This window comes from Desulfoscipio gibsoniae DSM 7213, from assembly GCF_000233715.2.
GTDB lineage: Bacteria > Bacillota > Desulfotomaculia > Desulfotomaculales > Desulfallaceae > Sporotomaculum > Sporotomaculum gibsoniae.
The window spans coordinates 1,938,548-1,964,441 of sequence record NC_021184.1 but is presented as its reverse complement, the minus strand read 5'-3'; the positions used below and the strand labels follow the sequence as shown (position 1 = coordinate 1,964,441).

Annotated in this window: 22 protein-coding genes; 9 read left to right on the top strand and 13 right to left on the bottom strand. The window is 43.7% G+C overall.

What is annotated here, in order from left to right; all coding sequences use genetic code 11:
• Positions 1-15: 15 nt before the first annotated feature.
• The 10 genes from miaB to DESGI_RS09120 all read right to left on the bottom strand — a co-directional run bounded on the left by miaB (position 16) and on the right by DESGI_RS09120 (position 14,369).
• Positions 16-1,365 carry a tRNA (N6-isopentenyl adenosine(37)-C2)-methylthiotransferase MiaB gene (gene miaB, locus DESGI_RS09165; protein ID WP_015617957.1) on the bottom strand — a complete coding sequence of 450 codons (1,350 nt, stop codon included), beginning with the start codon at positions 1,363-1,365 and terminating at the stop codon, positions 16-18.
• Positions 1,366-1,544: 179 nt separating this feature from the next.
• Positions 1,545-2,327: an enoyl-CoA hydratase-related protein gene (locus tag DESGI_RS09160; protein WP_006522553.1), complete on the bottom strand. Its 783-nt coding sequence runs from the start codon at positions 2,325-2,327 to the stop codon at positions 1,545-1,547.
• Between the two features lie 24 nt (positions 2,328-2,351).
• A complete protein-coding gene (locus tag DESGI_RS09155) occupies positions 2,352-3,200 on the bottom strand; it encodes a 3-hydroxybutyryl-CoA dehydrogenase (protein WP_207638388.1) in 849 nt (282 codons plus the stop codon).
• Between the two features lie 81 nt (positions 3,201-3,281).
• Positions 3,282-4,463, bottom strand: coding sequence for an acetyl-CoA C-acetyltransferase (locus DESGI_RS09150; protein ID WP_006522551.1), 1,182 nt, complete (start codon positions 4,461-4,463; stop codon positions 3,282-3,284).
• Between the two features lie 156 nt (positions 4,464-4,619).
• Entirely contained in the window at positions 4,620-6,629 is a 2,010-nt protein-coding gene (locus DESGI_RS09145; protein ID WP_006522550.1) for a heterodisulfide reductase-related iron-sulfur binding cluster, read from the bottom strand.
• Positions 6,630-6,775: 146 nt separating this feature from the next.
• The gene (locus DESGI_RS09140) at positions 6,776-7,750 is read right to left on the bottom strand and encodes an electron transfer flavoprotein subunit alpha/FixB family protein (RefSeq protein ID WP_006522549.1); all 975 of its coding nucleotides are present in this window, start codon (positions 7,748-7,750) and stop codon (positions 6,776-6,778) included.
• A 35-nt stretch (positions 7,751-7,785) separates the two neighbouring features.
• The gene (locus DESGI_RS09135; protein WP_006522548.1) at positions 7,786-8,556 is read right to left on the bottom strand and encodes an electron transfer flavoprotein subunit beta/FixA family protein; all 771 of its coding nucleotides are present in this window, start codon (positions 8,554-8,556) and stop codon (positions 7,786-7,788) included.
• A gap of 539 nt (positions 8,557-9,095) precedes the next feature.
• Entirely contained in the window at positions 9,096-10,235 is a 1,140-nt protein-coding gene (locus DESGI_RS09130; protein WP_006522546.1) for an acyl-CoA dehydrogenase, read from the bottom strand.
• Positions 10,236-10,713: 478 nt separating this feature from the next.
• A complete protein-coding gene (locus DESGI_RS09125; RefSeq protein ID WP_006522545.1) occupies positions 10,714-12,351 on the bottom strand; it encodes an AMP-binding protein in 1,638 nt (545 codons plus the stop codon).
• Positions 12,352-12,689: 338 nt separating this feature from the next.
• Positions 12,690-14,369 carry an AMP-binding protein gene (locus tag DESGI_RS09120; RefSeq protein ID WP_006522544.1) on the bottom strand — a complete coding sequence of 560 codons (1,680 nt, stop codon included), beginning with the start codon at positions 14,367-14,369 and terminating at the stop codon, positions 12,690-12,692.
• 429 nt (positions 14,370-14,798) lie between these two features.
• On the opposite strand from DESGI_RS09120, the gene minC reads away from it, so the two are divergent.
• Positions 14,799-15,455, top strand: coding sequence for a septum site-determining protein MinC (minC, locus tag DESGI_RS09115; protein WP_006522543.1), 657 nt, complete (start codon positions 14,799-14,801; stop codon positions 15,453-15,455).
• A 160-nt stretch (positions 15,456-15,615) separates the two neighbouring features.
• Here the strand turns inward: minC and DESGI_RS09110 are convergent, their stop codons facing one another.
• Together DESGI_RS09110 and DESGI_RS09105 are read right to left on the bottom strand one after the other, a co-directional pair.
• Positions 15,616-16,146 (bottom strand): NUDIX domain-containing protein, encoded by a 531-nt coding sequence (locus tag DESGI_RS09110; RefSeq protein WP_006522542.1) that lies wholly within the window; start codon positions 16,144-16,146, stop codon positions 15,616-15,618.
• A gap of 15 nt (positions 16,147-16,161) precedes the next feature.
• Positions 16,162-16,776, bottom strand: a complete 615-nt coding sequence (locus DESGI_RS09105) for a DUF3786 domain-containing protein (RefSeq protein WP_006522541.1) — start codon at positions 16,774-16,776, stop codon at positions 16,162-16,164.
• A 253-nt stretch (positions 16,777-17,029) separates the two neighbouring features.
• Between DESGI_RS09105 and DESGI_RS09100 the strand changes: the two genes are divergently transcribed.
• From DESGI_RS09100 to icmB, 8 genes are all read left to right on the top strand, one after another.
• Positions 17,030-18,013 (top strand): acyl-CoA dehydratase activase-related protein, encoded by a 984-nt coding sequence (locus DESGI_RS09100; protein WP_006522540.1) that lies wholly within the window; start codon positions 17,030-17,032, stop codon positions 18,011-18,013.
• Positions 18,006-19,124, top strand: coding sequence for an acyl-CoA dehydratase activase-related protein (locus tag DESGI_RS09095; RefSeq protein WP_006522539.1), 1,119 nt, complete (start codon positions 18,006-18,008; stop codon positions 19,122-19,124). Before DESGI_RS09100 ends, DESGI_RS09095 begins: the two co-directional genes overlap by 8 nt.
• Before the next feature lie 34 nt (positions 19,125-19,158).
• Complete coding sequence (locus DESGI_RS09090; protein WP_006522538.1) at positions 19,159-20,124, top strand: acyl-CoA dehydratase activase; 966 nt, start codon at positions 19,159-19,161, stop codon at positions 20,122-20,124.
• A 1-nt stretch (position 20,125) separates the two neighbouring features.
• Positions 20,126-20,344, top strand: coding sequence for a hypothetical protein (locus DESGI_RS09085; RefSeq protein WP_006522537.1), 219 nt, complete (start codon positions 20,126-20,128; stop codon positions 20,342-20,344).
• A 215-nt stretch (positions 20,345-20,559) separates the two neighbouring features.
• A complete protein-coding gene (gene cobO / locus DESGI_RS09080; RefSeq protein WP_006522536.1) occupies positions 20,560-21,099 on the top strand; it encodes a cob(I)yrinic acid a,c-diamide adenosyltransferase in 540 nt (179 codons plus the stop codon).
• A gap of 19 nt (positions 21,100-21,118) precedes the next feature.
• Entirely contained in the window at positions 21,119-22,069 is a 951-nt protein-coding gene (gene meaB, locus DESGI_RS09075; protein WP_006522535.1) for a methylmalonyl Co-A mutase-associated GTPase MeaB, read from the top strand.
• A 1-nt stretch (position 22,070) separates the two neighbouring features.
• Positions 22,071-23,720 carry an acyl-CoA mutase large subunit family protein gene (locus tag DESGI_RS09070; protein ID WP_006522534.1) on the top strand — a complete coding sequence of 550 codons (1,650 nt, stop codon included), beginning with the start codon at positions 22,071-22,073 and terminating at the stop codon, positions 23,718-23,720.
• Between the two features lie 26 nt (positions 23,721-23,746).
• Positions 23,747-24,145, top strand: a complete 399-nt coding sequence (gene icmB / locus DESGI_RS09065) for a coenzyme B12-dependent isobutyryl CoA mutase small subunit (RefSeq protein WP_006522533.1) — start codon at positions 23,747-23,749, stop codon at positions 24,143-24,145.
• A gap of 72 nt (positions 24,146-24,217) precedes the next feature.
• Here icmB and DESGI_RS09060 read toward each other — a convergent pair whose 3' ends face one another.
• Positions 24,218-25,804 (bottom strand): ASKHA domain-containing protein, encoded by a 1,587-nt coding sequence (locus DESGI_RS09060; protein ID WP_006522532.1) that lies wholly within the window; start codon positions 25,802-25,804, stop codon positions 24,218-24,220.
• Positions 25,805-25,894 lie beyond the last annotated feature (90 nt).

Here is a 25,894-nt window from a genome sequence, read left to right as displayed (position 1 = left end):
ATAACCCCCATATATTTATTCCGCCGGGATAACCTCTCCCTCAAGATGAGTAAGACCATATCCAGTAATTCTTAAAGGCATCAGCATACCCACCATATCTTGTTTACCCCGGAAAACAACAATTTTATTGGTTCTTGTCCGCGCGCTCATTAAATCTGCATTTGTTTTGCTCGGTCCCTCCACCAGGCAGGGAAGCGTTCTACCAACTTCCAGCTTATTTTTACGTAGACTTATTTCATTTTGTAAAGCAATGAGTTCCTCAATACGGGCCACTTTTACCTCATCCGGAACTTGATCCGTCATACTCGCCGCAGGGGTGCCCTGCCTTTTGTTAAAAATAAAGGTAAAGGCACTGTCAAACTCAACATACTTTATTAATTCAACTGTATCCGTAAAATCCGCATCCGATTCACCGGGAAAACCCACCATTATATCGGTGGTTAAAGATACACCGGGCATTGCCTTTTTGATTTTTTCCACCAACTCCAAGTAGTACTCCCGTGTATATCCCCGGTTCATTTTTTTTAGTATATGATTACTTCCCGCCTGCACAGGCAAATGGATGTGTTCGCATACTTTAGGTAAACTTGAGATAGTCATAATTAGTTTATCACAAAAGTCCTTGGGATGAGAAGTCATATATCGAATTCTATTTAGATCTTTTATTTCGCTTATTTTAACCAGTAAATCGGCAAAATCAATATTAAGCGTTAAATCTTTACCATATGAATTAACATTTTGCCCCAGCAGGGTTACTTCTTGATAACCCTGGCGCACCAGTTCCTCAACTTCATTAATAATAGCCTCAGGCTGTCTGCTTTTCTCCCTGCCCCTCACGTAAGGCACTATGCAATAAGTGCAATAATTATTGCACCCATACATAATATTAACCCAGGCCCGAATACCATGAAAGCGTTTAACCGACAAACCTTCGCAAATATCTTTCCTGTCGGGCCATATATCAATGACCTGCTTTTTTTGGCTCTCCACTCGGTCTATTAGTTCCGGCAGAGCGTGGATATTGTGAGTACCGAACACAATATCAACATACTTAAAACGCTGCTTCACCCTTTTGCCAATATGCTCTTGCTGGCTCATGCACCCACCCATTGCAATTATCAGCTGGGGCTTTTGCTTTTTTAGCTGGCCGAGCCTGCCCAAAAGGCCGAACACTTTATTCTCAGCTGTTTCCCGCACACAACAGGTGTTCAATACAATTATATCGGCATCATGTTGGTTCTCTGCGGGTAAAAAACCTTTATTCTCCAGCATGCCGGCAATTAACTCAGAATCGTGCTCGTTCATTTGACATCCAAACGTTATAATGTGATATTTCTTCAAATTTTCACCATCTTTTGGCTGCATAACTTTTGGTTATTATAACACAAACTTTGACGTTTACAAAAAGCGCTTTGCTACTTATTGCTTGCAACTTTCCAAGTAGAGTAATCTGTTAAATGTACTTCAAACTATTTATAATTGCTTCGGGTCATAAAAAAGGACGGCCAACGAATGATGCCGTCCCTTGCATTGTTTATTTACGTCTATTTACCTTTAAATTCGGGCTTCTTCTTACCAATGAAGGAGGAAATTCCTTCGTCCCTATCCTCCGTGGCAAACACCACACCAAATAAATCAGCTTCATGAGTGAACCCTTTTTCCAGGTCCATCTCCAGCCCTTCATTTATCGCTTCCTTGGTCAACTGCACGGCCACGGGACCGCGGGCAGCAATACGCTTGGCCATATTTTTACAAAAATTCATCAGTTCTCCAGTAGGCACTACATGGTTAATCAACCCCATGCGATGCGCAGCTTCAGCGTCATACATATCAGCGGTAAATAAAACTTCTTTAGCTATACCCGGATTAACTAATCTGGTTAAACGTTGTGTTCCACCAAAACCAGCAATTATACCCAGGCTAACTTCAGGTTGGCCAAGTTTGGCATTTTCTGCAGCAATGCGAATGTCGCAGGCCATGGAAAGCTCACAACCACCGCCTAGAGCAAAACCGTTAACGGCAGCAATCACCGGTTTAGACAGGTTTTCGATCTTGCTGAAAACCTTTTGGCCCAGCCGGGAGAATTGTCTAGCCTCGAGAGGTTTTAATGTTTGCATAAAGGCAATATCAGCACCAGCCACAAATGCTTTATCGCCTGCACCAGTAATAATTACCACCCGCACGTCATCATCGCCATCCAGCTGATCCATGGCTGCACCAATTTCTTGCAAAGTTTCCCCGTTCAGGGCATTAAGTACCTTAGGCCTGTTGATGGTCAATACGGCAATGCCGTTTTCCTTTTCTAACAATATATTTTTCCAATCCATTATAAACCCTCCCGGCGGTATCTATTATTTATCATATACATAAAAACCGCGTCCAGATTTTCTGCCCAGCCAACCGGCCGCTACGTACTTGCGCAGCAGTGGACAGGGGCGGTATTTACTGTCACCAAGGCCGTCATGCAACACTTCCATAATGTAAAGGCAAGTATCAAGACCGATTAAATCAGCCAGGGCCAGCGGTCCCATGGGATGGTTCATACCCAGTTTCATTACCTGGTCCACCGCTTCGGGAGTGGCAATCCCTTCATATACACAGTATACAGCTTCGTTTATCATAGGGATTAGCACGCGGTTTGCTACAAAGCCGGGGGCATCATTCACTTCTACGGGTACTTTGTTCATCCGCTCACTGAGTTCCTTCACAGCATTAAAGGTATCATCGCTGGTAGCCAGTCCCCTGATAACTTCTATAAGCTTCATTACCGGCACGGGATTCATAAAGTGCATGCCGATGACCTTTTCCGGACGCTTTGTTACAGCGCCTATTTCGGTAATCGGTAATGAGGATGTATTAGTGGCTAAAATTGTGTGTTGTGGCGTAATTTCATCTAAATCCCGGAATATTTTGCCTTTAATTTCCATATTTTCAATAGCTGCTTCAACCACTATATCAACATCAGCAGCATCCTGCAAACTGGTGGACGGTTTAAAGCGCTTCATTATTGCTTCTTTACCTGCTTCATCCAACCGGCCTTTACTTACATCACGGCTTAAATTCTTTTCTATAATACCCATACCTCTATTGACAAATTCGTCTTTAATGTCGTTCAAAACCACATCCAAACCGGCCATTGCGGATACCTGGGCAATACCCGAGCCCATTTGTCCGGCACCAATAACCATTATTTTTTTAATTTCCACATTAACCCCTCCAACCTAATTTATAATATTCATTATTTATAGCCGGGCCATTTATTATCCATAGCAATGACCCCGTTATATATTTTCCACCACCATTGCTGTACCTTGCCCACCACCAATACATAATGTGGCTAAGCCATACTTACTGCCCCGCCGTTTCATTTCATACAATAGACTTACCAGTATTCTAGTACCACTGCAGCCAATTGGGTGCCCTATGGCTATGGCACCACCGTTAACATTGGTTATATCAGCCGGCATTTCAAGTTCCCGTACCACTGCCAGTGCCTGGGCAGCAAATGCTTCGTTGGCCTCTATTAAATCCATATCCGCAATAGTAAGACCGGCTTTGGCCAGCGCTTTTCTACTGGAAGGAATCGGACCAAGACCCATATAGGCGGGATCAACCCCGGCAGATGCCGCCGACCTAATGGTAAACAGTGGTTTCAAGCCCAGCTCAGTAGCTTTTTCTGCAGACATAACCACCACCGCAGCCGCAGCATCATTAATGCCCGAAGCGTTGCCCGCTGTTACAGTGCCGTCTTTTTTGAAGGCAGGCTTTAACTTGGCCAGTCCTTCTAATGTAGTTCCCCGGCGAGGAAACTCATCGGTATCAAAATATACGGGTTCTCCTTTTTTAGATGGCATTTGTACAGGTAAAATTTCATCTTTAAAGCGTCCTTCATCAATGGCCGCAATAGCTTTTTGCTGGCTGCCAAGCGAAAAAACATCCTGGTCTTCCCTGGTAATGCCATATTTAGATGCAATATTCTCAGCGGTTATGCCCATATGTACATCATTAAATGCACACCATAACCCATCCCTAATCATGGCATCCACAAGTTTGGCATCGCCCATACGGTAACCCCAGCGTCCCTTTTCCACTAGATAAGGAGCTGCGGACATGTTTTCAGTACCCCCGGCCACGATTATATCTGCTTCACCGGCAGCAATTAATTGGGCGGCCAGACCAACTGTTTTTAAACCCGAGCCACATACCTTATTCAGTGTCCATGCCGGCACTTCATAGGGTATACCCGCCTTGACGGATGCCTGGCGGGCAGGGTTTTGTCCTAAACCGGCCTGCAATACATTACCCATAATTACTTCTTCAACCTGACCGGGCTCAATACCGGCTCTGCGCAGGGCTTCGGCTATAACCAGGGCCCCCATATCCGCAGCAGGTATGGCCGTCAGTGAACCACCGTATTTACCTACCGCTGTGCGAACTGAGCTAACAATAACGGCTTCACGCATAAATACTCTCTCCTCCCAATCTTCTTAATTTTAAAATATGATAAAACATTTTCCTTCAATGCCACATTTTTTCAGCATTCATACCAACTTCTGCTTAGTCCACTTTAAGCCGACGGAAATGTCCCGCCGGCTTAAAAACCAAACATTTACCACAAATTATTGCAAATACCGCGCCACGAGTTCTGCGATATCTTTAGCCTGCACATACTCCGATTGATCATGTTCTTTAAGTCCGTCTTCAATCATCGTCAGACAGAACGGGCAGTTAACTGCTATTACTTCAGGTTTGGTTTGCAAGGCCTGTTCTGTTCTCATTACGTTGATCCTATTACCAATGTTTTCCTCCAACCACATTCTGCCGCCACCCGCGCCACAGCAAAATGCCCTATTTTTATTCCTACCCATTTCAACCAGGGAGGCACCCGGCAAATGCCCGATAATGCGACGGGGCGCTTCATATTCATCATTATAACGGCCAAGATAGCAGGAATCATGATAAGTAAGCTTTAATGAGTCACCGACACCTTGTAAGTTCAGTTTTTTATCCTCAATCAGGCGATTGATCAATTGAGTATGGTGAATAACCTCGTAATTACCACCAAAGTTGGGATATTCATTTTTCAGCGTATTAAAACAGTGCGGACAGGCAGTAATAACCTTTTTAACTCCATATTCGTTGAACACTTCAATATTTTCTTCCACCAGAGATTGATATAAGTATTCATTACCCAATCTACGGGCCGAATCACCGCAGCACTTCTCTTCACTGCCTAATATAGCAAAACTGATGCCCGCAGCTTGGAGTATTTTCACCAGAGCAATGGTTACATTTTTGGTACGGTCATCAAAGGAACCTGCGCAGCCCACAAAGAGTAAATACTCAGCATCTTTATTATCTTCCATGGTAGGCACATCGAGCTCATCGGCCCAATCCCCCCTATTGGACCAGCCCACACCCCATGGGTTAAAATTGCGTTCCAAATTTGTAAAAGCCAATTGAGCCTCACTGGGAAACTCGCTGCGATCCAGTACCAGGTTGCGTCTTAAATCAATAATTTTATTAATGTGCTCGTTTAATTGTGGACAGTGCTCCTGACAGGCATAACACGTTGTGCAGGACCAAATAACATCTTCATTGATTATTTCACCGGCCAGTTCCGGCAAATCAGCCTTTTCACTATCTATTGCAGTGGCTGCATAAGCCTCTTTTAAATTACCCAATGACTTTGTTTTATTGGGTAAATTCTCTTTCAAAACGGCTATTAATTTTTTTGGTGATAATGGTTTGCCACTGATATAGGCAGGACAATTATCTTGACAGCGCCCACACTCGGCGCAAGCAAAACAATCCAGCAACTGCTTCCATGTATAATCGGTAATTTTACTTACCCCGAAATTCTCTTCTTCTTCGTTTTCCAAATCGAGATTTTTAATGGATCCGCCCCGGGGCTGCAAATTACGCAGGTAAATATTTATAGGTGCCGCCAGTGGATGCACCAGATGGGAGTAGCGGAAAAAAACAAGTAACCCTAAGGCCATTAAAACATTTAACCACCAAAAGACTTCATATAAGACCTGGCTGGCCGATAGTGACATACCACCTGCTAATATACCAGTTATAGGAGCAAGCACATAGCGATCTACACCGGCAGATACGGCATGCGCAGCACTGCCTATATAATAACTGATAACCATAATTACGATACCGGCAATTAAGGCAACGATAGTTCTTTCTTCTGACCAGTCCCCAACTCCAAGGCGCGGCACTTTGGCAATATACCTGCGATAGGCGGATACCAGCATCCCAACAATAGCCATTAAGCCAAAAACATCGATTAGCAAGTAAAAATATGGATTACTTCCCAGAATCGGCAATACTAATCCGGGAAACAATCCTTCCAGTATAAACCCAACTATACCAAGGGCAAAAACCGCTAGACCCCAAAAAATAAGCAGGTGCATTAAACCCGCTCCGGGTTCCCGCAGTAATCTTCTTTGCCCCAATACTATACTTAAGGCACCCCATAATCTTTTCCCCGGTTGGTCAAACCTGTCTTCAGGCTTGGCCATGGCCAGCACTTCATAGCGCTCCTTGATACCCATACCAAAGGAATACAGGCTAAATACTGCCAAAAGCACAAAAAGAATAATTTTTACAGTTATCATGTTGACCTTCACCTCACCAATTATTACGGCATTCCCGGGTCAACGCCCGATCGGTCAACATATAACCTCTTTTCCCAATTAACCCAATAATTAGCAAGATAATTTACAGCAGAGCAATATTATCCGCTCTGCTGTAAAACTAATTATTAAGCAAGTACTTTCTTTAATTCTTCTTTTAAAATGGGCACAACTTCAAACAGGTCACCAACAATACCATAGTCGGCCACTTTGAAAATGTTGGCTTCTTCATCTTTGTTAATGGCCACGATGCATTTGGCAGAGCTCATACCTGCAAGGTGCTGAATAGCTCCGGAAATACCACAGGCAATGTATAGTACAGGGGAAACCGTTTTACCGGTTTGACCCACCTGGAAACTATGGGATACCCAACCGGCATCCACTGCTGCCCTTGAAGCGCCCACTGCAGCGCCAAGCACATCAGCTAGTTCTTCTAAAATACCAAAGTTTTCAGGACCCTTCATACCACGGCCACCGCTGACAATAATATCGGCTTCAGTAAGCTCCGGACGCTCGGAAACCTGGCGCACGATATCCTTGATAACCTGGCGGATATCACCGGCATTGGCATCAACCTTAACCACTTCGGCCGACTTGGGATTGGCCACAGCAGCAAAAGTATTGGGACGAATGGTAGCCATAACAGGACGTGCCTCAGGGCAGGCAGCCTTGACAAAAACTTTGCCGGCATATAACGGGCGAGTAAATACCAGCTGTCCATCAGCGATTTCCATGGCTGTGCAGTCGGTCATCAAACCGGTTTGCAAGCGCTGGGCCACCTGGGCAGCCAGGTCACGACCAGTTACTGTGCAGCCGAGCAAGAAAGCACTTGGTTCATATTGCTTAATTAAATCAGCCACAACATTGGTGTAACCATCGGTGGTGTAGTTTTCCAAAGCATCGCTATCAACAACATATACTTTATCAGCGCTGTACTCGCCGAGAGATTCAGCTAATCCAGTCACATCTTTACCAACTAAAACCGCACACAACTCTTCTCCAAGCTGATCAGCTGCTTTACGACCTTCACTTAAAAGTTCAAAAGAAACTTTTTTTATCTGTCCTCCAAGCTGTTCGGCAAAAACCCAAATTCCTTTAGCCATTAACTATTTCCCTCCTTCAAAAAATATGCTATTAACTAGATAACTTTTGCTTCTTCGCGCAACAGCTTGGCAAGTTCAGAGGCGGCTTCAGCTGCTTCGCCCGGAATAATTTTACCAGCCTGACGCGCTTCCGGCAGCGAGAAGGAAATTGCCTTTGTTTTAGGAGCAATCTGGCTTTCATCTAAACCGGCATCTGCCAGTGCCATTTTCTGCATGGGCTTTTTCTTAGCCTTCATAATACCCTTCATGGATGGATAACGGGGCTCATTTAAACCTTTCTGAGCGGTAACAACTGCCGGCAGGGAAACCTCAACCACTTCACTGCCACCTTCAATTTCGCGGGTAGCCAGCGCTTTGCCACCGTCAATTTCTAATTTGGTAACCACATTAACTACCGGAATATTTAAAATTTCCGCCACTCTACCGGCCACCTGCGCCGAACCGTCATCAATAGCCCTGAAGCCGCCGAGAATAATATCATATTCCATGCCGCTGATAACTTTAGCCAAAATTGTAGCAGTAGAAAACTCATCCAGTTCCATGTCGCCGGCATCAACCAACACAGCCTTGTCAGCGCCCATAGCCAGAGCCTGTCTCAGCGCATCCTGGGTTTGTTGGCCACCAACACTGATTACGGTGACTTCACCTTCGCCCTTTTCTTTAATGCGCAGGGCTTCTTCCACAGCAAACTCATCGTAGGGGTTCATTATCATACTAACCCCTTTACGCTCTATTTTGCCGTTACTGTCCAGATTGATTTTTGCCTCAGTGTCGAAGGTTTGCTTCAGGCAAACTAGGATTTTCATACGCTTCCTCCTTTGCTGATTAAAATTAAACTTAATGTATGGGTCCCTCACGTGGATCGGACCAATATTTGGGTGGATGATGGCAATAATTGGTCGCTTAACCCATGATATACCACAATTAATTAGTGATACCGCACACTATCCCAAAGCATCATTTTAATAGTGTAACTATTCTAATAGTGTAACTATTCGGAATGCTCACGGGAGAAGACTTGATACACTTCACTAATCATAGCGGTTAAGCACAGGTTATTGGTGTAAACTGTGGGATACATGCCATCGATAATTATCATTTCGTTATTAATGTCAGAATTCCTTTTTTTCTTTGAAACCTTGTTATGATTTTTAAAAATAGTTATTATTATAAATACTAATAGTACTGCATTGAAAAACTTCACTAACCTATATCCATAGCACATTTGTTGCAATAAGTAAAATACAGTTTCACCACACAAAAAAACTTTACTCAATAAAAATGGGCGTCTTGGCGCCCTTATATATAACATAGCAAAATTTTTACGGATAGCATTAGCGCTATTTTATTTTAAAATATTAGCCGCAATGACTATGCGCTGCACCTCACTGGTGCCCTCGTATATTTCCGTTATTTTAGCATCTCGCATCATGCGTTCCACCGGGTACTCTCGAGTATAACCATAACCACCGAAAATTTGGACGGCTTTGGTTGTAACCCACATTGCACACTCAGAAGCATATAATTTAGCCATGGCCGATTCCTTGCTATACGGCAGCCCATTGTCTTTCATATAAGCAGCGCGATACACAAGCAGTCGGGCTGCATCTATACGGGTAGCCATATCAGCCATCATCCATTGCAGGCCTTGAAATGAACTTATCGGTGTATTAAATTGCTCACGGATTTTACTATACTTAACAGCTTCATCAAATGCACCCTGGGCAATACCTAATGCCTGGGCAGCAATACCAATCCGACCGCCGTCAAGGGTCATTAAAGCTACTTTAAATCCTTTGCCTGCCTCACCAAGCAAGTTTTCTTTAGGAATTCGGCAATTTTCAAACACGAGCTCATATGTTGAAGACGCCCTGATGCCCATTTTGTGTTCCTTTTTACCAAAAGTAAAGCCAGGTGTACCTTTCTCCACAATAAAAGCTGATGTTCCTTTATTGCCTTTGGATTTATCGGTGCAAGCTATAACAACATAAATATCCGCCTTTTCACCATTGGTAATAAAGATTTTGCTGCCATTTAGTATATACTCATCACCATCGGCCACAGCTGTTGTCTTTACAGAACCAGCATCTGATCCTGCTGAGGGCTCGGTTAGACCAAGAGCCCCAATTTTTTCACCACTGGCCAGGGGCACCAAAAATTTTTGTTTTTGCTCTTCGGTACCAAAGGCATAGATAGGCCAGGAACCCAGTGAAGTATGGGCGGAAACTAAAACTCCGGTGGAAGCGCATACCCGAGAAAGTTCTTCAACAGCAATAGCATAACAAAGATTGTCCATACCAGAACCGCCGTACTCCTCAGGAAAAGGAATGCCACTAAGACCCATCCCGGCCATATCATCCCACAGTTTCCAGTCATATTCCTCGGCTTCATCCATGGGGCCAGCTTTGGGGGCAACCTCCTTTTCCGCAAAATCCCGTACTGTTTTACGAATCATTTCTTGTTCTTCGCTAAGTTTAAATTCCACACTTATTCCTCCTTTATGGTATGGAGACAATACCTTTAAGAATATTCTTTAAGTACACAAAATACCACCATCAATATAAGATGTCCCCGTTTTAACTATATAAACCATGCAAAAGGCATACCAAAGTCAAAAAGATATAATATCCCTAAGGAATAAATAAGAAAGCAATATGTCTGTAGCCGCTTAAGACCTAAAACCAATTAATTATAGTAAACGCATAACAGCATATATATAAACTTTTAAGCATTATCATTAGGCTTATTAGCATATCCACGATTATTTATATGTCTACATCAATAGACAAAAAGAGACTTGGCAATCAACCCCCTCTGTCTTTTTCAGTGTTTACCAATCACTGAATATTCGCCACAACACATAATAAAGTCATATCATAATTACATAGCTTGTAATATTTTTGATATGTTATAAATCCAAAATAAAAAAAGGGCGGGCAATAACCCACCCTAAATTATGATAATTATTTTTTAAAGGCAACCCATTCTCTTTCACGCAATTCAATACGCCTGATCTTACCGCTGATTGTCTTGGGCAAGCTGTCAACAAACTCAATTTTCCGCGGGTATTTATAAGGCGCAGTGACCTTTTTAACATAGTCCTGTAATTCTTTGACCAAATCGTCTGAGGCATTGTATCCGGGGGCAAGAATTATGAATGCTTTAACTACTTCACCTCTCACTTCGTCGGGGCTAGATACCACTGCGGACTCAGCAACCGCCGGGTGCTCAATAAGGGCACTTTCCACTTCGAAAGGACCGATCCGGTAACCGGAGGCTAGGATAACGTCATCGGCCCGGCCGACAAACCAAAGGTATCCGTCCTCATCCTTAATGGCGCGGTCACCGGTGATATACCAATCATCCCGGTAGGATGATGCTGTCTTATCCGGGTTTTTCCAATATTCTTTAAACAAGCCCACCGGTCTTACAGGTTTGACTTTAACTGCAATATCACCTTCTTTACCGCGGGGGACAATATTTCCATCATCACCGATGACCTCAACTACAAAACCAGGGCTGGGCTTGCCCATCGAACCAGCCCGCACTTCTAGGCAGGGGAAGGAACCCACCATACACACGCTTTCGGTTTGTCCATAACCATCTCTGATTTTCAGGCCTGTGTGCTCTTCCCAAGTTTCGATAATTTCCGGGTTTAGCGGCTCCCCAGCTGCTACCACATGGCGCAATGATTTGAAACTATATTTTGATAAGTCCTCCAGCACAAACATCCGATAAGCTGTAGGTGGTCCACACATGGTGGTAACAGGATATTTTTCCAAATTGGTTAAGGTTTTTTGCACGTCAAATCTATAAGTATGGTGCACAAATAATGCCGCACCGCAACTCCAAGGTCCAAATAAACTACTCCATGCCGCCTTGGCCCAACCAGTATCGGATAGGTTCCAGTGCAAATCATCAGGCCCTAAATCCAACCAATATTTTCCTGTCACCATATGACCAATTGGATAACTGGTATGTGTATGCACAGTCATTTTGGGATATCCAGTGGTTCCGGAGGTGAAGTATAAAATGGCATTATCATTACTGTGAGTATTTACTGTTTCAAACTGGTCTGAAGCACTGCTTACAGCATCTTCATAGTTGGTCCAGCCCTCTCTCTTGTCCCCAACTAAAATAAAACTTTTAACAGTGGGGCAATCGCTGCGCACTTCATCAACTTTTGGTGCGCTATCAGTATCGGTGATTATACAAACAGCCTCAGCTGAATCAAACCGATATTTCAAATCTTTGGGGGTTAACTGGGTGGTACCTGGGCTGATCACGGCACCCATCCGCAAACAAGCAATATTTATTTCCCACCATTCAATTAATCTGGGCATGATTACTACAACCACATCGCCCTGTTTAACACCCTGGCCGGCCAGAACATTACATAGTTGACGGGATCTCTGACACAGCTCCGCAAAAGTTTTCTTTACTTCGTGATCATTATCGTCCACCCACCAAATAGCCAATTTTTCCGGGTCTTCGGCCCACTTATCAAGTACGTCCCTGGCAAAATTATAATATTCCGGAACTTCCCATTTAAACTCTGCATAGGTTTTGTCATAGTCCACCATATTATGTGTCTGGCTCATAGAATATCCCCCTTTTTTTGCTATAATATTTTCTTATATACAGAAAAAATGCTGTCCACAATTCTCGCACCCTTTTCACAATTTTGTATATTGCAAAAACTTAGCCACTTTTCTGAAAATATATTCAATGGTTTATTTTTAATGTTCAAATGCCTTCAAATGCTCTTAACAGGTTATTGGCTATCTAGTGAATAATAGCTATCGTCAACGAATAAAGACACTCCTTAATTTGTTAATAAGAGCAAAGATATATTGTAATAATGATGGTTAATGCCCAGTGTAAACATTGGTTGATATGTTTTCAATAAACACATTCACAAGACCAATAAAATAAGTTTTTAGGCCGTTTCAATTTTTGCGTCCTCTTCCCTGCCCAAAACTTTAGTTACCATTTCCCGCAACTTGTATTTTTGGATCTTGCCACTGGCCGTTGAAGGATATTCACCTATAAACAGAATAAATGCGGGTATTTTATGACGGGCAATTTTGCCATTACAAAACTCTTTAATTTCGGCTTCTTCAGCTATTTCACCAGGTTTTAACTGTACAAACGCCACCACCTCTTCACCATATCTTTCGCTAGGCACTCCTACAACCTGGACATCCTTAATTTTGGGGTTGGTATATAAAAACTCTTCAATTTCCCGCGGGTAAATATTTTCTCCACCACGAATAATCATATCTTTTAACCTGCCTGTTATTTTGCAGTAACCGTTTTCGTCCATCACAGCCAGATCACCGGTATGCAACCAGGCTTCTCTGTCCACGGTCTGTGCGGTGGCCTCGGGCATTTTATAATAACCTTTCATGACGTGATAACCTCTGGTACAAAGCTCACCCTGCATCCCTGGTAATAGTTCTTCACCGGTTTCCGGGTCAACAATCTTAACTTCCACATTGGGTAATGCCCTACCCACCGTACTAACCCGGAGTTGTATAGGGTCTGTGGCCCTGGTCATAGTAATGCCGGGAGAAGCCTCTGTTTGTCCATAAGTTATGCATATTTCGCTGGCCCCCATTTTATTAACCACAGACTTCATAACTTCTATTGGACATGGAGAACCAGCCATTATACCGGTACGTAATGCGTTTGTATTATACTTGTTTTTTTCCATCTCTTCCAATTCGGCTATAAACATAGTGGGAACGCCGTGCAATGCCGTACAACTATTCCGCTCAACAGTTTCAAGCACATTTTTAGCATTAAAGGACTCTACCGGTGCCATGGCAGCACCGGAAACCACACAGAGCATCGTACCCATGACACAACCAAAGCAATGGAAAAAAGGTACCGGAATGCACAAACAATCATCCGGTGTAAAATTAAGGCATTCCGCCTGACTAAAGGCATTGCCGATGATATTTGTGTGAGTAAGCATTACACCTTTTGGAAAGCCTGTAGTACCCGAGGTGTATTGCATATTGATTACTTCGTCAGGATGCAAAGAGGACTCCCGGTTCACAAACTCCTCATCAGCAATTTGCTTGCCTAATTCATAAAGGTCAGCCCAATTATACATGCCAGGCATTTTTTCCTCACCGATATATATAACATTTTTTAGTTTGGGTAACCGGGCACACTTTAACTGTCCGGGCGCACAAGAATTCAGCTCTGGGCATAATTCATACATAATGTTCAAGTACTCATTAGGCTGTTTTACACCATTAACAAGAATAATAGTGGTTGAATCGGATTGTTTTAATAAGTATTCCAATTCAAAGACACGATAACTAGTATTAACGGTAACCAAAACAGCACCTATTTTAGCGCTGCCAAATTGGGTCAACACCCATTCCTGCACATTATTGGCCCATATTGATACATGTTCCCCCTTCTCAATACCCAAAGCCATCAGACCTTTAGCCACTTGGATGCAGATATCTCTGAACTTCCGGTAGCTATATTTAATATCACGTTCGTGATATGCCAAAGCAAGATTATCTCCAAGCTCAGCAGCCATTAAATCAACCAGCTGCCCAATGGTAATTTTACCAATTTCAAACTGGGGTACGTTCATTTAAAGACCTCCTATCTTATTACATTTAAATTCAAGTAACCAACAAAATAAGCTGTTAAGGGAAATCATCATTAGGAAATCACCATTAGAATAAAATAGCTCTCTTCCAATTTGGCAATATTCTCAATGTTCAAAAATTATTTTTTTCTTAATCAATAATACGCGCTTGAATCGCTATTTCCTGCTTAATAAAATTCATATACCACAAGTCATTTTTTAACAGGGTATTTAACCCTCAAAATACAATACTTTATTACTATAGTTGCTATAACTGCGTCACAATTGACTACATTTTTGCAAAAACCTATTAAATAAACAATCACTGTCTATATTTTTTTTGCGCCCAAACACTTAATATGGAAGTATAGGCAGGAATATAAAAACATTTATCGAATAATATATGCAAATCCTGGAAAGGAAGTGATCTATTTGCCGAGGGAAGCGATTGACATAAAAGGAACTAAACAGGGTCTAATTATACTTTTGGACCCAAACCGGGATTTTGAAGACATTAAAACCGGGCTGAAGAATAAAATGGAATCCTCCAGTGGTTTCTTTTCCGGTGCCCAATTTACACTATATCGAGAAAAACAACTTTTCCCAGCGGAAAAAAATGAATTAGAGTCTATCTGCAGGGCATATGGTCTTATTCCCAGCCCGGAGGTCCAATGGCCACCAACCCAACGCAAAATAAACGGCAAGGCAGAAAAACATGTTCATCACACTCAAGCTAAAAAGTTTGCCACACCAGGAGAAGATACCTTACTGGTAAAGCGCACCATGCGTTCCGGACAAACGGTTACATACGATGGACATGTCACAGTTCTGGGCAACATTCATCCGGGTGCCCAGGTAACGGCCACGGGTAATATAGTCATATTGGGAACCTGCTCCGGGTCGGTCCATGCCGGCCAATCCGGTAATCAAAAAGCCTATATTATAGCTTTAAATATTAAAAACGGACACTTAAGAATTGCGGACCATATACTTTATCCCGAAATGGAAACATCACTCACCGGACCTGTAATAGCCAGCATAAATCAGAATAAAATTACTTTGGCTGATTATATAAATAAGCGCCCTTAAGCAATTAAATCGGAATCGTATATTACAGCCAATTGGCAAGCAAAATATCTCACATTTACAGCTAAAATGGGTAAAGCAAGTGAATACATTAAGTTGTTCCCAAACACCTGTCCACTGTTAAGTTTCTTTTTTATAAATAAACCGGACAAATATGTCCGGTTTATTTATCTATATCTCTGTCAGCAGCCAGTAACCCAATAATAGTTTTGGCGTCCACAATTTTACCTTTGCCTGCCATTTGTACCGCTTCTGACAATGGTATTTTTTCTACTTCAATAAATTCATCCTGATCAAGTTTTTGATCATATTTAGTCAGGTCACTGGCTAGAAATAAATGCAACTGTTCTGTGCAAAACCCGGGTGAGGTATAAAAAGAATATACTTGGCGCCAATTTTGAGCCCGGTAACCAGTTTCCTCTTCCAGTTCCCTTTGAGCACAGTGTAGCGGGTACTCACCCGCCTCTATTTTCCCGGCCGGTATTTCCCAAAGCTCTTTACCCGCAGGATGGCGATACTGTTTAACCATTAGTACCTCACCACCATCTGTTAACGCCACCACCGCCACGGCATCGGCGCAACTCACCACCTCACGAATACTCTTACCGCCATCGGGTAATTGTATCCTGTCCTTGCGCACGGCTATAACTCTACCAGTAAAAACCTTTTCACTCTCAATTATTTTTTCAGGCATAAATAACCTCCAAAATTAAATTTGAGCGATTCTTTTCATTTCCCACAGGGCCAATCCCGGCAACGTAGCATAATCTTCTGTGTGCAGGTGACTGGGTGCCGAAGCGTCAAATAAGACATTACCCGATGGGGGAAACTCATCATCCCCTTCCCACAAAACAAAAGTGATGGGGATTTTAGGAAATACCGGTACCGTTACGGACACATCACCGATATCATCCTTCCACCCGCCTAGTTTCTCAGCCGCTTCCACCAGCTTACCAGTTTTATCAGCAAAGATAGACACTAATGGTTTGATGGCCCGGTTGGTAAAAGGCCCTATATATATTGAGCCGCTGGGTAACTCCTTAAAGGACAACCTGGTATTTTCCACCATACGGGAGCTACAATGGGTAAGATAGTGCAGCATTGCCACCTTATAGTCAATCTTTACTTCCCCTGTCCCAGCACAGTATTCTATATCACCACCGGGATAATATACTCGATATTCATTGCCTAAAAAAGGTACAATAAAAAAAGAGCCGGAGCGGTCAAAATCAACTAAAGCATTATCAGCCATTACCTCGGGAGCAGCCTGGGCGAATTCTTCCAAAGCCTTAGCGTGAGCTGGTTTTAAATTTATAAGTGCCATAAAAATCAAATGCCTCCTTCTTAATTAATCAAGCCCGGTAACAGTACAGATTATCATTAATACTTTGCAACTTTTACCAAACTAGTTGCTATATTAAAAGCATTTTACCACAAAAGTATTAAGGATAATTACTTTTCAGCAGAGGCATAATTTCAAACTGCTACTATATTTTTTTCATTTAGTAGGATTTTTTTCTATTTGCGAGAAATATATAATATGTATATTATCAATACCGTTCGGGAGTGTAGACGTCGTGCTTCGTATTGGCATACCCAGCGCTTTGTTTTATTATGTATATTACCCCATATGGAAGACCTATTTCGAAGAACTGGGCCTTCAAGTGGTAACCTCGGGAAAAACAACAAGGCAATTGTTAGATAACGGCGTGCGCGAAGCGCTCGCCGATGCTTGTGTACCCGTTAAAGTTTACTTCGGACACGCTATGGCCTTGATTGACCGGGTGGATTATTTATTTATACCACGCATCGTATGTTTAAATAAAAAAACTGTCTACTGCCCTAAATTTTTAGGATTACCTGACATGATTCGTTATGGATTAGCCAATATGCCCCCCATCATTGATGTGCGCATAGACGCCCGGGACCGTAAATATAGTTTATATTCTGCATACTATAAGATAGGGGAGATGCTTGGCAAAACCTCAATGCACATCACCCGCGCCTTTTTAAAGGCTGGAATAAATCAGTTCAGGTTTCAAAAATTATTATGCGGCGGTCTACAGCCAATAGAGGCGATAGATAACATTTATAACGGTAAAAAAAATTACCCGCCCGAAAATAAAGGACAATTAAAATTTGCAGTGGTTGGCTATCCTTACATTATTCACGACCAGTATATCAGCATTGGCATAGTGGATAAATTACGTAAAATGAAAGTAAACGTTATTACTTCAGATAACCTTTCCCCATTTACCTTGAGGATTCAGCGTCATGCATCGGCCAAACGATTATTTTGGACATTTAGCGAGCGCACACTGCGAGCAACTCGTTATTTTGCCCGACAAAAAGACATTGATGGTATTATACACCTGACAGCCTTCGGATGCGGACCGGACTCTATAGTAGACAGGTTTATCCAATTGAATAACTACTCAAGCACCATACCTTTTATGAGCTTAACCATTGACGAGCACAGCGGTGAAGCTGGAATTAGTACCAGATTGGAAGCCTTTGTGGATATGGTTAAAAGAAAAAAAGGGGCATACCATAATGCGTAAAATTTCCTTCCCCCATATGGGTGAATCTTATCGCTCTTTTAAAATGTTATTAAACGATTTGGGCAATGAGGTAATATTACCACCCCGGCCCAGCCGTAAAACTTTAAACCTGGGTGTACAGCATACCCCTGAATTTGCCTGTTTCCCTTTAAAAATATTGATAGGAACTTACCTTGAAACTATCGAAAAGGGGGCCAACGTTTTGGTCACCTCCGGAGGGGTAGGACCATGCAGGGCCGGGCTTTACGCCGGATTACATAAAAAAATATTGCATGACCTGGGGCACCCCGTAGAAATGATTGTATTTGAACCACCCCGCTTGTACCCCATAAATTTTATTCGCAATGTATATAAACTAAACCCCGGCAGATTATCCATTAAGGCCATTATTGAGCGCATTAAAAAAGGCTGGCGACAATTACAAGCTTTGGATAATGTCGAAAAAGCAATCCATATTGTAAGACCCAGAGAGCTAAAAAAAGGCGCCACCACACAAAAGTACAAACAGGTGCTGGAATGGATTGATCAAGCCAATACTATCAGTGAGATCATTGAAGCCGAAGCAGCGGCACTTGATGAATTGTACAAAATCCCCCGGGATTATGAGCGACTGGTTTTAAAAGTAGGCATTGTAGGTGAGATATATGTGCTGCTGGAACCGGCCGCCAACCTGGAGATTGAGGAAACGCTGGGCAACCTTGGTGTTGAAGTGGAGCGCTCCATGTTTTTAACAGGTTGGACAAGGGACAATACATGGAAAGAGACACTGGAAGGCATGACCGTAAAGGATGCCGCCCAACACTACTTGCCTGAATTAATTGGCGGGCACGGCAGGGATTCCATTGGACATACGGTATTATACGCTAAGCGCAATTTTGATGGAGTTATCCAGCTAGCCCCCTTCACCTGTATTCCTGAAATAGTGGCCCGAACTATATTACCTGCAGTTAGCAAGGATAATAATATTCCGGTACTCACCTTTTTCTTAGATGAACAAACAGGTAAGGCAGGAATGAATACCCGCCTGGAAGCATTTGTGGACCTTATGAAACGCCAGAAGTTAAAGAAACAATGTCAAGCTAAAATATCGCTACCCTCAGGAGCAGTTTAATTATGAATCCTAATAACGGCAAGGAAGTGACATTATGCAAGGCTATCTTGGCATAGATGTTGGATCCGTCAGCACAAACCTTGTAATACAAGATCAGGCCGGAAAAGTAATTACCGGCCTTTATTTACGAACCAGGGGACGCCCGGTGGAAACTATCCAGCACGGTTTACAGCAGCTGTTGCAATTAATTCCTGAGCAAATGCAGATTTGCGGTGTAGGCACAACAGGCAGCGGGCGTTATCTGGCCGGGGTAATGGTTGGCGCGGATGTTATAAAAAATGAAATTACCGCACATGCCGTCGCTGCCTCTCATTTTATTCCCCAGGTACAAACAATTCTTGAAATAGGCGGGCAAGATTCGAAGATAATAATAGTTAGGGATGGTATTGTCACCGATTTCGCCATGAATACCGTATGTGCCGCCGGTACCGGTTCTTTTTTGGACCAACAGGCCTCCCGACTGGGCATTCCCATCACAGAATTCGGTGACCTGGCCTTCAAATCCCGTAATCCGGTACGTATCGCCGGGCGCTGCACGGTGTTCGCCGAATCTGACATGATCCATAAACAACAAATGGGCCATCCAGTACAAGATATTATTAACGGTTTATGCGAAGCGCTGGTGCGCAACTATTTAAATAATATCGGCAAAGGCAAGGAAATACTGGCCCCGGTTATTTTTCAGGGCGGAGTGGCCGCCAATATTGGTATAAAGGCGGCTTTTGAAAGGGCGCTGGGCATGGAAATTACAGTCCCTCCCCACCATGATGTAATGGGTGCCATTGGAGCAGCATTGCTGGCTAAAGAAGAGCTGGCCAGTACACATAAAACAACTGGTTTCAAAGGTTTTTCCATCGCCGGACTAACCTATCGAACCAGCAGCTTTGAGTGTGACGGCTGCCCCAATAACTGTGAAATTGCCGAGATTTACGAGGAAAACCACGTTATCGGGCGCTGGGGAGCCAGATGCCCGAGATGGGATATTATACAGGAGGGGTAGCGTGACAGAGCATGAAATAAAAATACTGGGCATTTTTTTCTACTCAGTTATCTTGATTATTATGCTAGTTTCCGGTATTTGGGTAGGCATTGACGCCCGTAAAATAGGTCGTCCCAGGTCGGAATCTATTATTTGGGGCATTTTTGCCGGATGGATGTTTATAGTAGGTCCGGTATTTTATTTTTTTTTCAAAAATAAGTTTTATAACCAGGACCGCTAAATACTAGCGGTCTTTGTTATGATCAGATATTTTGTTCTGGTTGACATGTGTCTACGATCATCAACAAGTTTTTTGTGACCTCAAAAGTTTAATTATAAAGGAAATTACAAAATGTTTAAAAAAAATACTTATTGGAATATTGGCATAATTTTTGCAATTAAAATTACCAAAAGTTAATTCTTAAAAGCTTAGTTTACAGGGAGGGAGGTGGCCACATGTCCCGACCCAGGTTAAACCAGGGTTTGGTTCAGGTTTATACAGGAAACGGCAAAGGTAAGACAACGGCATCCCTTGGCCTGGCATTAAGGGCCATAGGTCACGGATACAAGGTATTTATGCTGCAATTTATGAAGGGCAGCAAAGATTATGGTGAAATTCAAGCAGCGGAAAAATATTTACCGAATCTTATCATTGTGCAAAGTGGATTAGAGACCTTTGTTAGTAGAGATAACCCGTCCAGGACGGATATTGAACTGGCAATTCAGGGTCTTAATACAGCAAGAAAAGTAATTAGCGAAGGTCATTATGATTTGGTTATCCTGGATGAAATCAACACCGCTTTGGACTTTAATTTAATTGAACCGGGTGATGTGTTGGAAATCATTAAATCCAAACCATGCCATGTGGAACTGGTTTTGACGGGAAGGTATGCCCCCAAGGAAATAACAGAAGCTGCCGACCTGGTCAGCGAAGTAACCCTGGTCAAACACCCTTATTATCAGGGAGTTACAGCCAGGGAAGGTATTGAATATTGACGCATAGGCGGGTGAAATTATGTTGGATGTCAGCAAGCTGGTTCAGGGGGATAAGCGCACAGCTGCTAAAATAATCACCTTAATAGAAAATAACGGCGCAGGTAAACAAGAGTTATTAAGCATGATCTACCCACACACAGGCCAGGCCCATGTTATCGGTATTACGGGTTCCCCAGGTGCGGGCAAAAGCTCACTCACCGATGTACTAATCAAAAAAGCAAGACAAAACAGTCACAAAGTTGGCGTAGTTGCCGTTGACCCCACATCCCCCATATCCGGTGGGGCACTCCTGGGCGATCGTATCCGCATGCAGGAACATGCCCTGGACAAAAATGTTTTTATCCGCAGCATGGGCACCAGGGGCTGCTTGGGCGGGTTGGCACGGGCCACCAAGGATGTGGTCAAAGTTCTGGACGCTTACGGCTGCAGCATTATCATTATAGAAACAGTCGGAGTTGGCCAAAGTGAGCTGGATATCATGCATTATGCCGATACCACCCTGGTGGTGCTCACACCCGGGGCCGGCGACCATATTCAGACCATCAAAGCTGGGATTATGGAAATTGCGGACATCTTTGTAATTAATAAATCTGACCTGGGCCATACGAAAAAAATTATTACCGACATTGAACAAATGCTGGACATGAGCCCCCGGTTTCAGACGGGCTGGCGGCCTCCAGTGTTGGAAACAAGCGTAGTAAATCAACAGGGCATAAATGAACTCTGGTCAGCAATCAACCATCACCTGCAGTATACCGACCAAAGCGGCGAACTACAGGCTGCGGTTTGCCAAAGGCTCAGCATTGAAATGATGGAACTTGTGGAGGAAGAACTGCGCAATAAGTTATGGGTTTATTTCAACGAAAATAACAATGCAAGTAATCTTTTACATCAAATGGTAGAGCGCAAAACCGACCCCTACACCGAAGCCCATAAATTTTTAAATAACTTTTTAAAGGAGCTTTGTTGATATGGATGAAATTAAAGATGCCAGAGATAAATGGTTCGCTGAAAGAAACAAAAAAAAGGACCGAGATATTAATTTTGAAACAGTATCCGGCATGCCAATCCAGGATTTGTACACTCCGGAGGATATTCAAAACTTAGGCTACATGAAAGATTTGGGTTTTCCGGGCAATTACCCCTATACCAGGGGTGTGCAGACCAACATGTACCGCGGGCGACTGTGGACTATGCGCCAGTTTGCAGGGTTTGCCACCGCCGAGGAATCCAACTTGCGCTATAAATACCTGCTGGAGAAGGGACAGACCGGGCTGAGTGTAGCCTTTGACATGCCCACTATCATGGGCTATGACAGTGATCACCCACGCTCCCTGGGTGAAGTAGGCCGGGTTGGAGTGGCCATAGATAGTTTAGAGGACATGGAAACACTATTCAATGGTATACCACTGGATAAGGTCAGTACATCCATGACCACCAACGCACCGGCCTCCATTCTTTGGTGCCTGTATATCGCCACCGGGGAAAAACAAGGCGTAGCTTCGGAAAAGTTAACGGGTACCATTCAAAACGACATTTTAAAGGAATATATCGCCCAAAAATCATGGATATTTCCCCCGGAGCCATCCATGCGATTAATCACCAATATTTTTGAATATGCCGCCAAACATGTACCCAAATGGAATACCGTAAGCATCAGCGGCTACCATATCCGGGAGGCCGGTTCCACCGCTGTGCAGGAATTGGCTTTTACACTGGCTGACGGTTTTGCCTATGTGGAAGCCGGCATTGAGGCGGGCCTCAGCGTGGATGACTTTGCCCCCAGGCTATCATTCTTCTTTAATTCACATATTGACTTTTTCGAAGAGATTGCCAAATACCGAGCCGCGCGGCGGATTTGGGCCCGGCGCATGAAGGAGAAATATGGAGCCCAAAATCCCAAGTCATGGTTACTACGTTTTCATACGCAAACTGCAGGCTGCAGCTTGACCGCCCAGCAACCCGAGAACAATATCGTCCGTACCGCTTACGAAGCTCTGGCCGCTGTGCTGGGCGGCACCCAATCCCTGCACACCAACTCCATGGATGAAGTACTTGCCTTACCCACTGAAAAGGCCGTGCAAATAGCGCTGCGTACTCAGCAAATTTTAGCTTGCGAAACAGGTGTAGCTAATACTATAGATCCACTGGCGGGTTCCTATTTTATTGAGGCGCTAACCAATAAAATGGAAGAAGAAGCAGAAAAGTATTTTGAGGAAATCGAGCGCCGCGGCGGTGTTCTGGCAGCTATCGATCAAAATTTCTTTCAGCAGGAAATTGCTGATGCCGCTTACCACTACCAGCGGTCCATAGATAAAAGGCAACGCATTCAGGTTGGAGTTAACGAATTTGTTGACCCTAATGAGGAACTGGATATCGAACTATTGACCATTGATCCGGAAATTGAGCGCAGGCAGGTGGCCAAGTTGCAGAAACTGCGCCGCCAGCGCAACAATCTACTGGTTGGCGACACCCTTGATGCGCTGCGCCAGGCTGCCCAGGGCACGAAAAACATGATACCGTATATTCTTGAATGTGTAAGGGCTTATGCCACCGAAGGCGAGATTATACAGACATTGCGCGAAGTGTTTGGAGAATATAAAGAAAAACCAACTTTTTAAACTTTCGATAAAGGGAGGCAAAACCAATGGCTAAGAAAATTAGGGTACTGGTAGCTAAACCCGGCCTGGACGGTCATGACCGGGGTGCCCGGGTAATTGCCCGCGCACTCAGGGATGCCGGCATGGAAGTAGTATATACCGGCCTGCACCAAACACCCGAACAAATAGTGGAGGCCGCCATTCAGGAAGATGTGAATGTCGTAGGCCTTTCTATTTTAAGCGGTGCACACATGACTTTATTTCCCAGAGTTTGTGAGCTGCTCAAGGAAAACGGGGCTGATGATATCATGGTCATGGGTGGCGGTACAATACCCGAAGCTGATGTTAAGGCTCTTAAAGAAGGCGGCTTTGCAGCAGAAGTATTCACTCCCGGAACGACCATTGAAACAATTGTGGAATGGATAAACACCAATGTCAATATATAATAAATTATCGCCCGGTTATCCCGGGCGGTTATTCATTATCTATGTTCCAGATCTATGTTCCAGTGATCCCTTTTAGTCCCGCAGCAGCCCCCGCTGGCTCATTTTTTCCTTTACCGTAGGGTAATAATCTAAATTAGTATGAGGCAAAAATTTACTGCCTACAAATTTATTCATAAATACTTCGTTAGCATTAAGTTCAAAATACGTTATGTTGCGGGCTATTTGTTCCGCCTCCAGCCTGCTTTCTTCAGATAACAGCACCAACCTGGCCCCTTCACCTGAGCTGTTACCAAGGCGAATCATGCGCTCCCGGGGAAGGTCGGGATATAAACCTATGGTTATGGCTGATTCCAGGTCCAGGTACTGGCCAAAGGCACCGGCAGCATAAAACGTAGAAATATCAGCCATCTGACAGCCAACACTTTCCAGGAGCACCTCCAGGGCCGCATTCACCGCTCCTTTGGTACGCATAATATTATTAATGTCTATTTGGGTAAAGGCAATATCCTTTTTTGTGGCTGATGCTGCGGCCGGAACAACTACAAATTCTTTCTTACCATCCCTGAACTTACCCGCCCGGTCTATGATACCGGCAAGCAATAATTCAGCCAGGCAATCCACCAGCCCGGAACCGCAAATACCCAGAGCTTTTTGCCCGCCAATGGTTTTATACGAGGTATCCCAGGTCTCAGGGTCAATCTTTACTTGAAAAACAGCCCCCGGCTCAGCTCGCATGCCATCCCGAGCAACACCACCCTCCAGTGCGGGACCGGCGGCACCGGAACAGGCCACCAACCATTCGTTATTGCCCAGCACCATCTCACCGTTGGTGCCAATATCCACAAACAGAGCCAAATCGGGCTTTTTATGCAATCCACCGGCCAGTATACCGGCCACTATATCACCCCCGACATAACTGCCCACACTGGGCAAACAGTAAAGCGGGGCCAGGGGGTTTACAGCCAATTCAATGGCTGATGCACTGATATAGCCTGGTAAATTAACCACCGGGATATATGGAGCCATACAAATACGGGAGGGGTCAAGACCTAACAGCAGATGTACCATAGTACTGTTAGCCCCCACGGTAACAGCACTGATGGCACTGCCCTCGACCCCTTGCTTGGATGCCAAGCGCTCTACAATATTATTTAATGTACCAACCACTGCTTGTTGCAGCTGCAATCTCCCTTCGACAGTACCAGCCAGATAAATTCTGGTTAGTATATCCGCACCATAAATTACCTGACCGTTAAAATCAGCTGCCATATCAATCACCTGGCCAGTCAGCAAGTCCACCAGGTAACCCACCACGGTTGTTGTACCTATATCGAAGGCCAGGCCTAATTGTCGACTAACTACATTACCCGGCTCGATATCAATCAATTGCCAGGTGAGGCCCAAGCGAGCCACTGTGACGGTGACCCGCCAGTCACTTTTGCGTAATATATCGCTAATTTTATTCATCAATGGTAGCGGAACCGACAGGTCCGGATACCATTTTTGCAATACATCCACCAGCCTGTCCACATCAGCTTGATTGTTTTGTAAACTTGGCTGTTCAAGTTCGATATACCTTTTCTGACTCATCGGGTTAATGTTAACATCAACAAGGACCCGGTTTTGCAATATAATTGAATAATCATTTGCATTCGACAATTAATACAAACCCCCTTGAAGTCATCTGACAGGATCATTAATATTCAGTAAATTTACACTATAAATAATAACACAGCCGGTTTAAATTCA

Bases quoted from the DNA above. Each gene is read 5' to 3' on its own strand.
- DESGI_RS09160 (WP_006522553.1), bottom strand. From the start codon at position 2,327: ATGGATTGGAAAAATATATTGTTAGAAAAGGAAAACGGCATTGCCGTA.
- miaB (WP_015617957.1), bottom strand. From the start codon at position 1,365: ATGCAGCCAAAAGATGGTGAAAATTTGAAGAAATATCACATTATAACG.
- icmB (WP_006522533.1), top strand. From the start codon at position 23,747: ATGGCTAAGAAAATTAGGGTACTGGTAGCTAAACCCGGCCTGGACGGT.
- DESGI_RS09135 (WP_006522548.1), bottom strand. From the start codon at position 8,556: ATGAAAATCCTAGTTTGCCTGAAGCAAACCTTCGACACTGAGGCAAAA.
- DESGI_RS09095 (WP_006522539.1), top strand. From the start codon at position 18,006: ATGCGTAAAATTTCCTTCCCCCATATGGGTGAATCTTATCGCTCTTTT.
- DESGI_RS09150 (WP_006522551.1), bottom strand. From the start codon at position 4,463: ATGCGTGAAGCCGTTATTGTTAGCTCAGTTCGCACAGCGGTAGGTAAA.
- DESGI_RS09105 (WP_006522541.1), bottom strand. From the start codon at position 16,776: ATGGCACTTATAAATTTAAAACCAGCTCACGCTAAGGCTTTGGAAGAA.
- DESGI_RS09140 (WP_006522549.1), bottom strand. From the start codon at position 7,750: ATGGCTAAAGGAATTTGGGTTTTTGCCGAACAGCTTGGAGGACAGATA.
- DESGI_RS09110 (WP_006522542.1), bottom strand. From the start codon at position 16,146: ATGCCTGAAAAAATAATTGAGAGTGAAAAGGTTTTTACTGGTAGAGTT.
- DESGI_RS09090 (WP_006522538.1), top strand. From the start codon at position 19,159: ATGCAAGGCTATCTTGGCATAGATGTTGGATCCGTCAGCACAAACCTT.
- cobO (WP_006522536.1), top strand. From the start codon at position 20,560: ATGTCCCGACCCAGGTTAAACCAGGGTTTGGTTCAGGTTTATACAGGA.
- DESGI_RS09120 (WP_006522544.1), bottom strand. From the start codon at position 14,369: ATGAACGTACCCCAGTTTGAAATTGGTAAAATTACCATTGGGCAGCTG.
- DESGI_RS09070 (WP_006522534.1), top strand. From the start codon at position 22,071: ATGGATGAAATTAAAGATGCCAGAGATAAATGGTTCGCTGAAAGAAAC.
- DESGI_RS09125 (WP_006522545.1), bottom strand. From the start codon at position 12,351: ATGAGCCAGACACATAATATGGTGGACTATGACAAAACCTATGCAGAG.
- DESGI_RS09145 (WP_006522550.1), bottom strand. From the start codon at position 6,629: ATGATAACTGTAAAAATTATTCTTTTTGTGCTTTTGGCAGTATTTAGC.
- meaB (WP_006522535.1), top strand. From the start codon at position 21,119: ATGTTGGATGTCAGCAAGCTGGTTCAGGGGGATAAGCGCACAGCTGCT.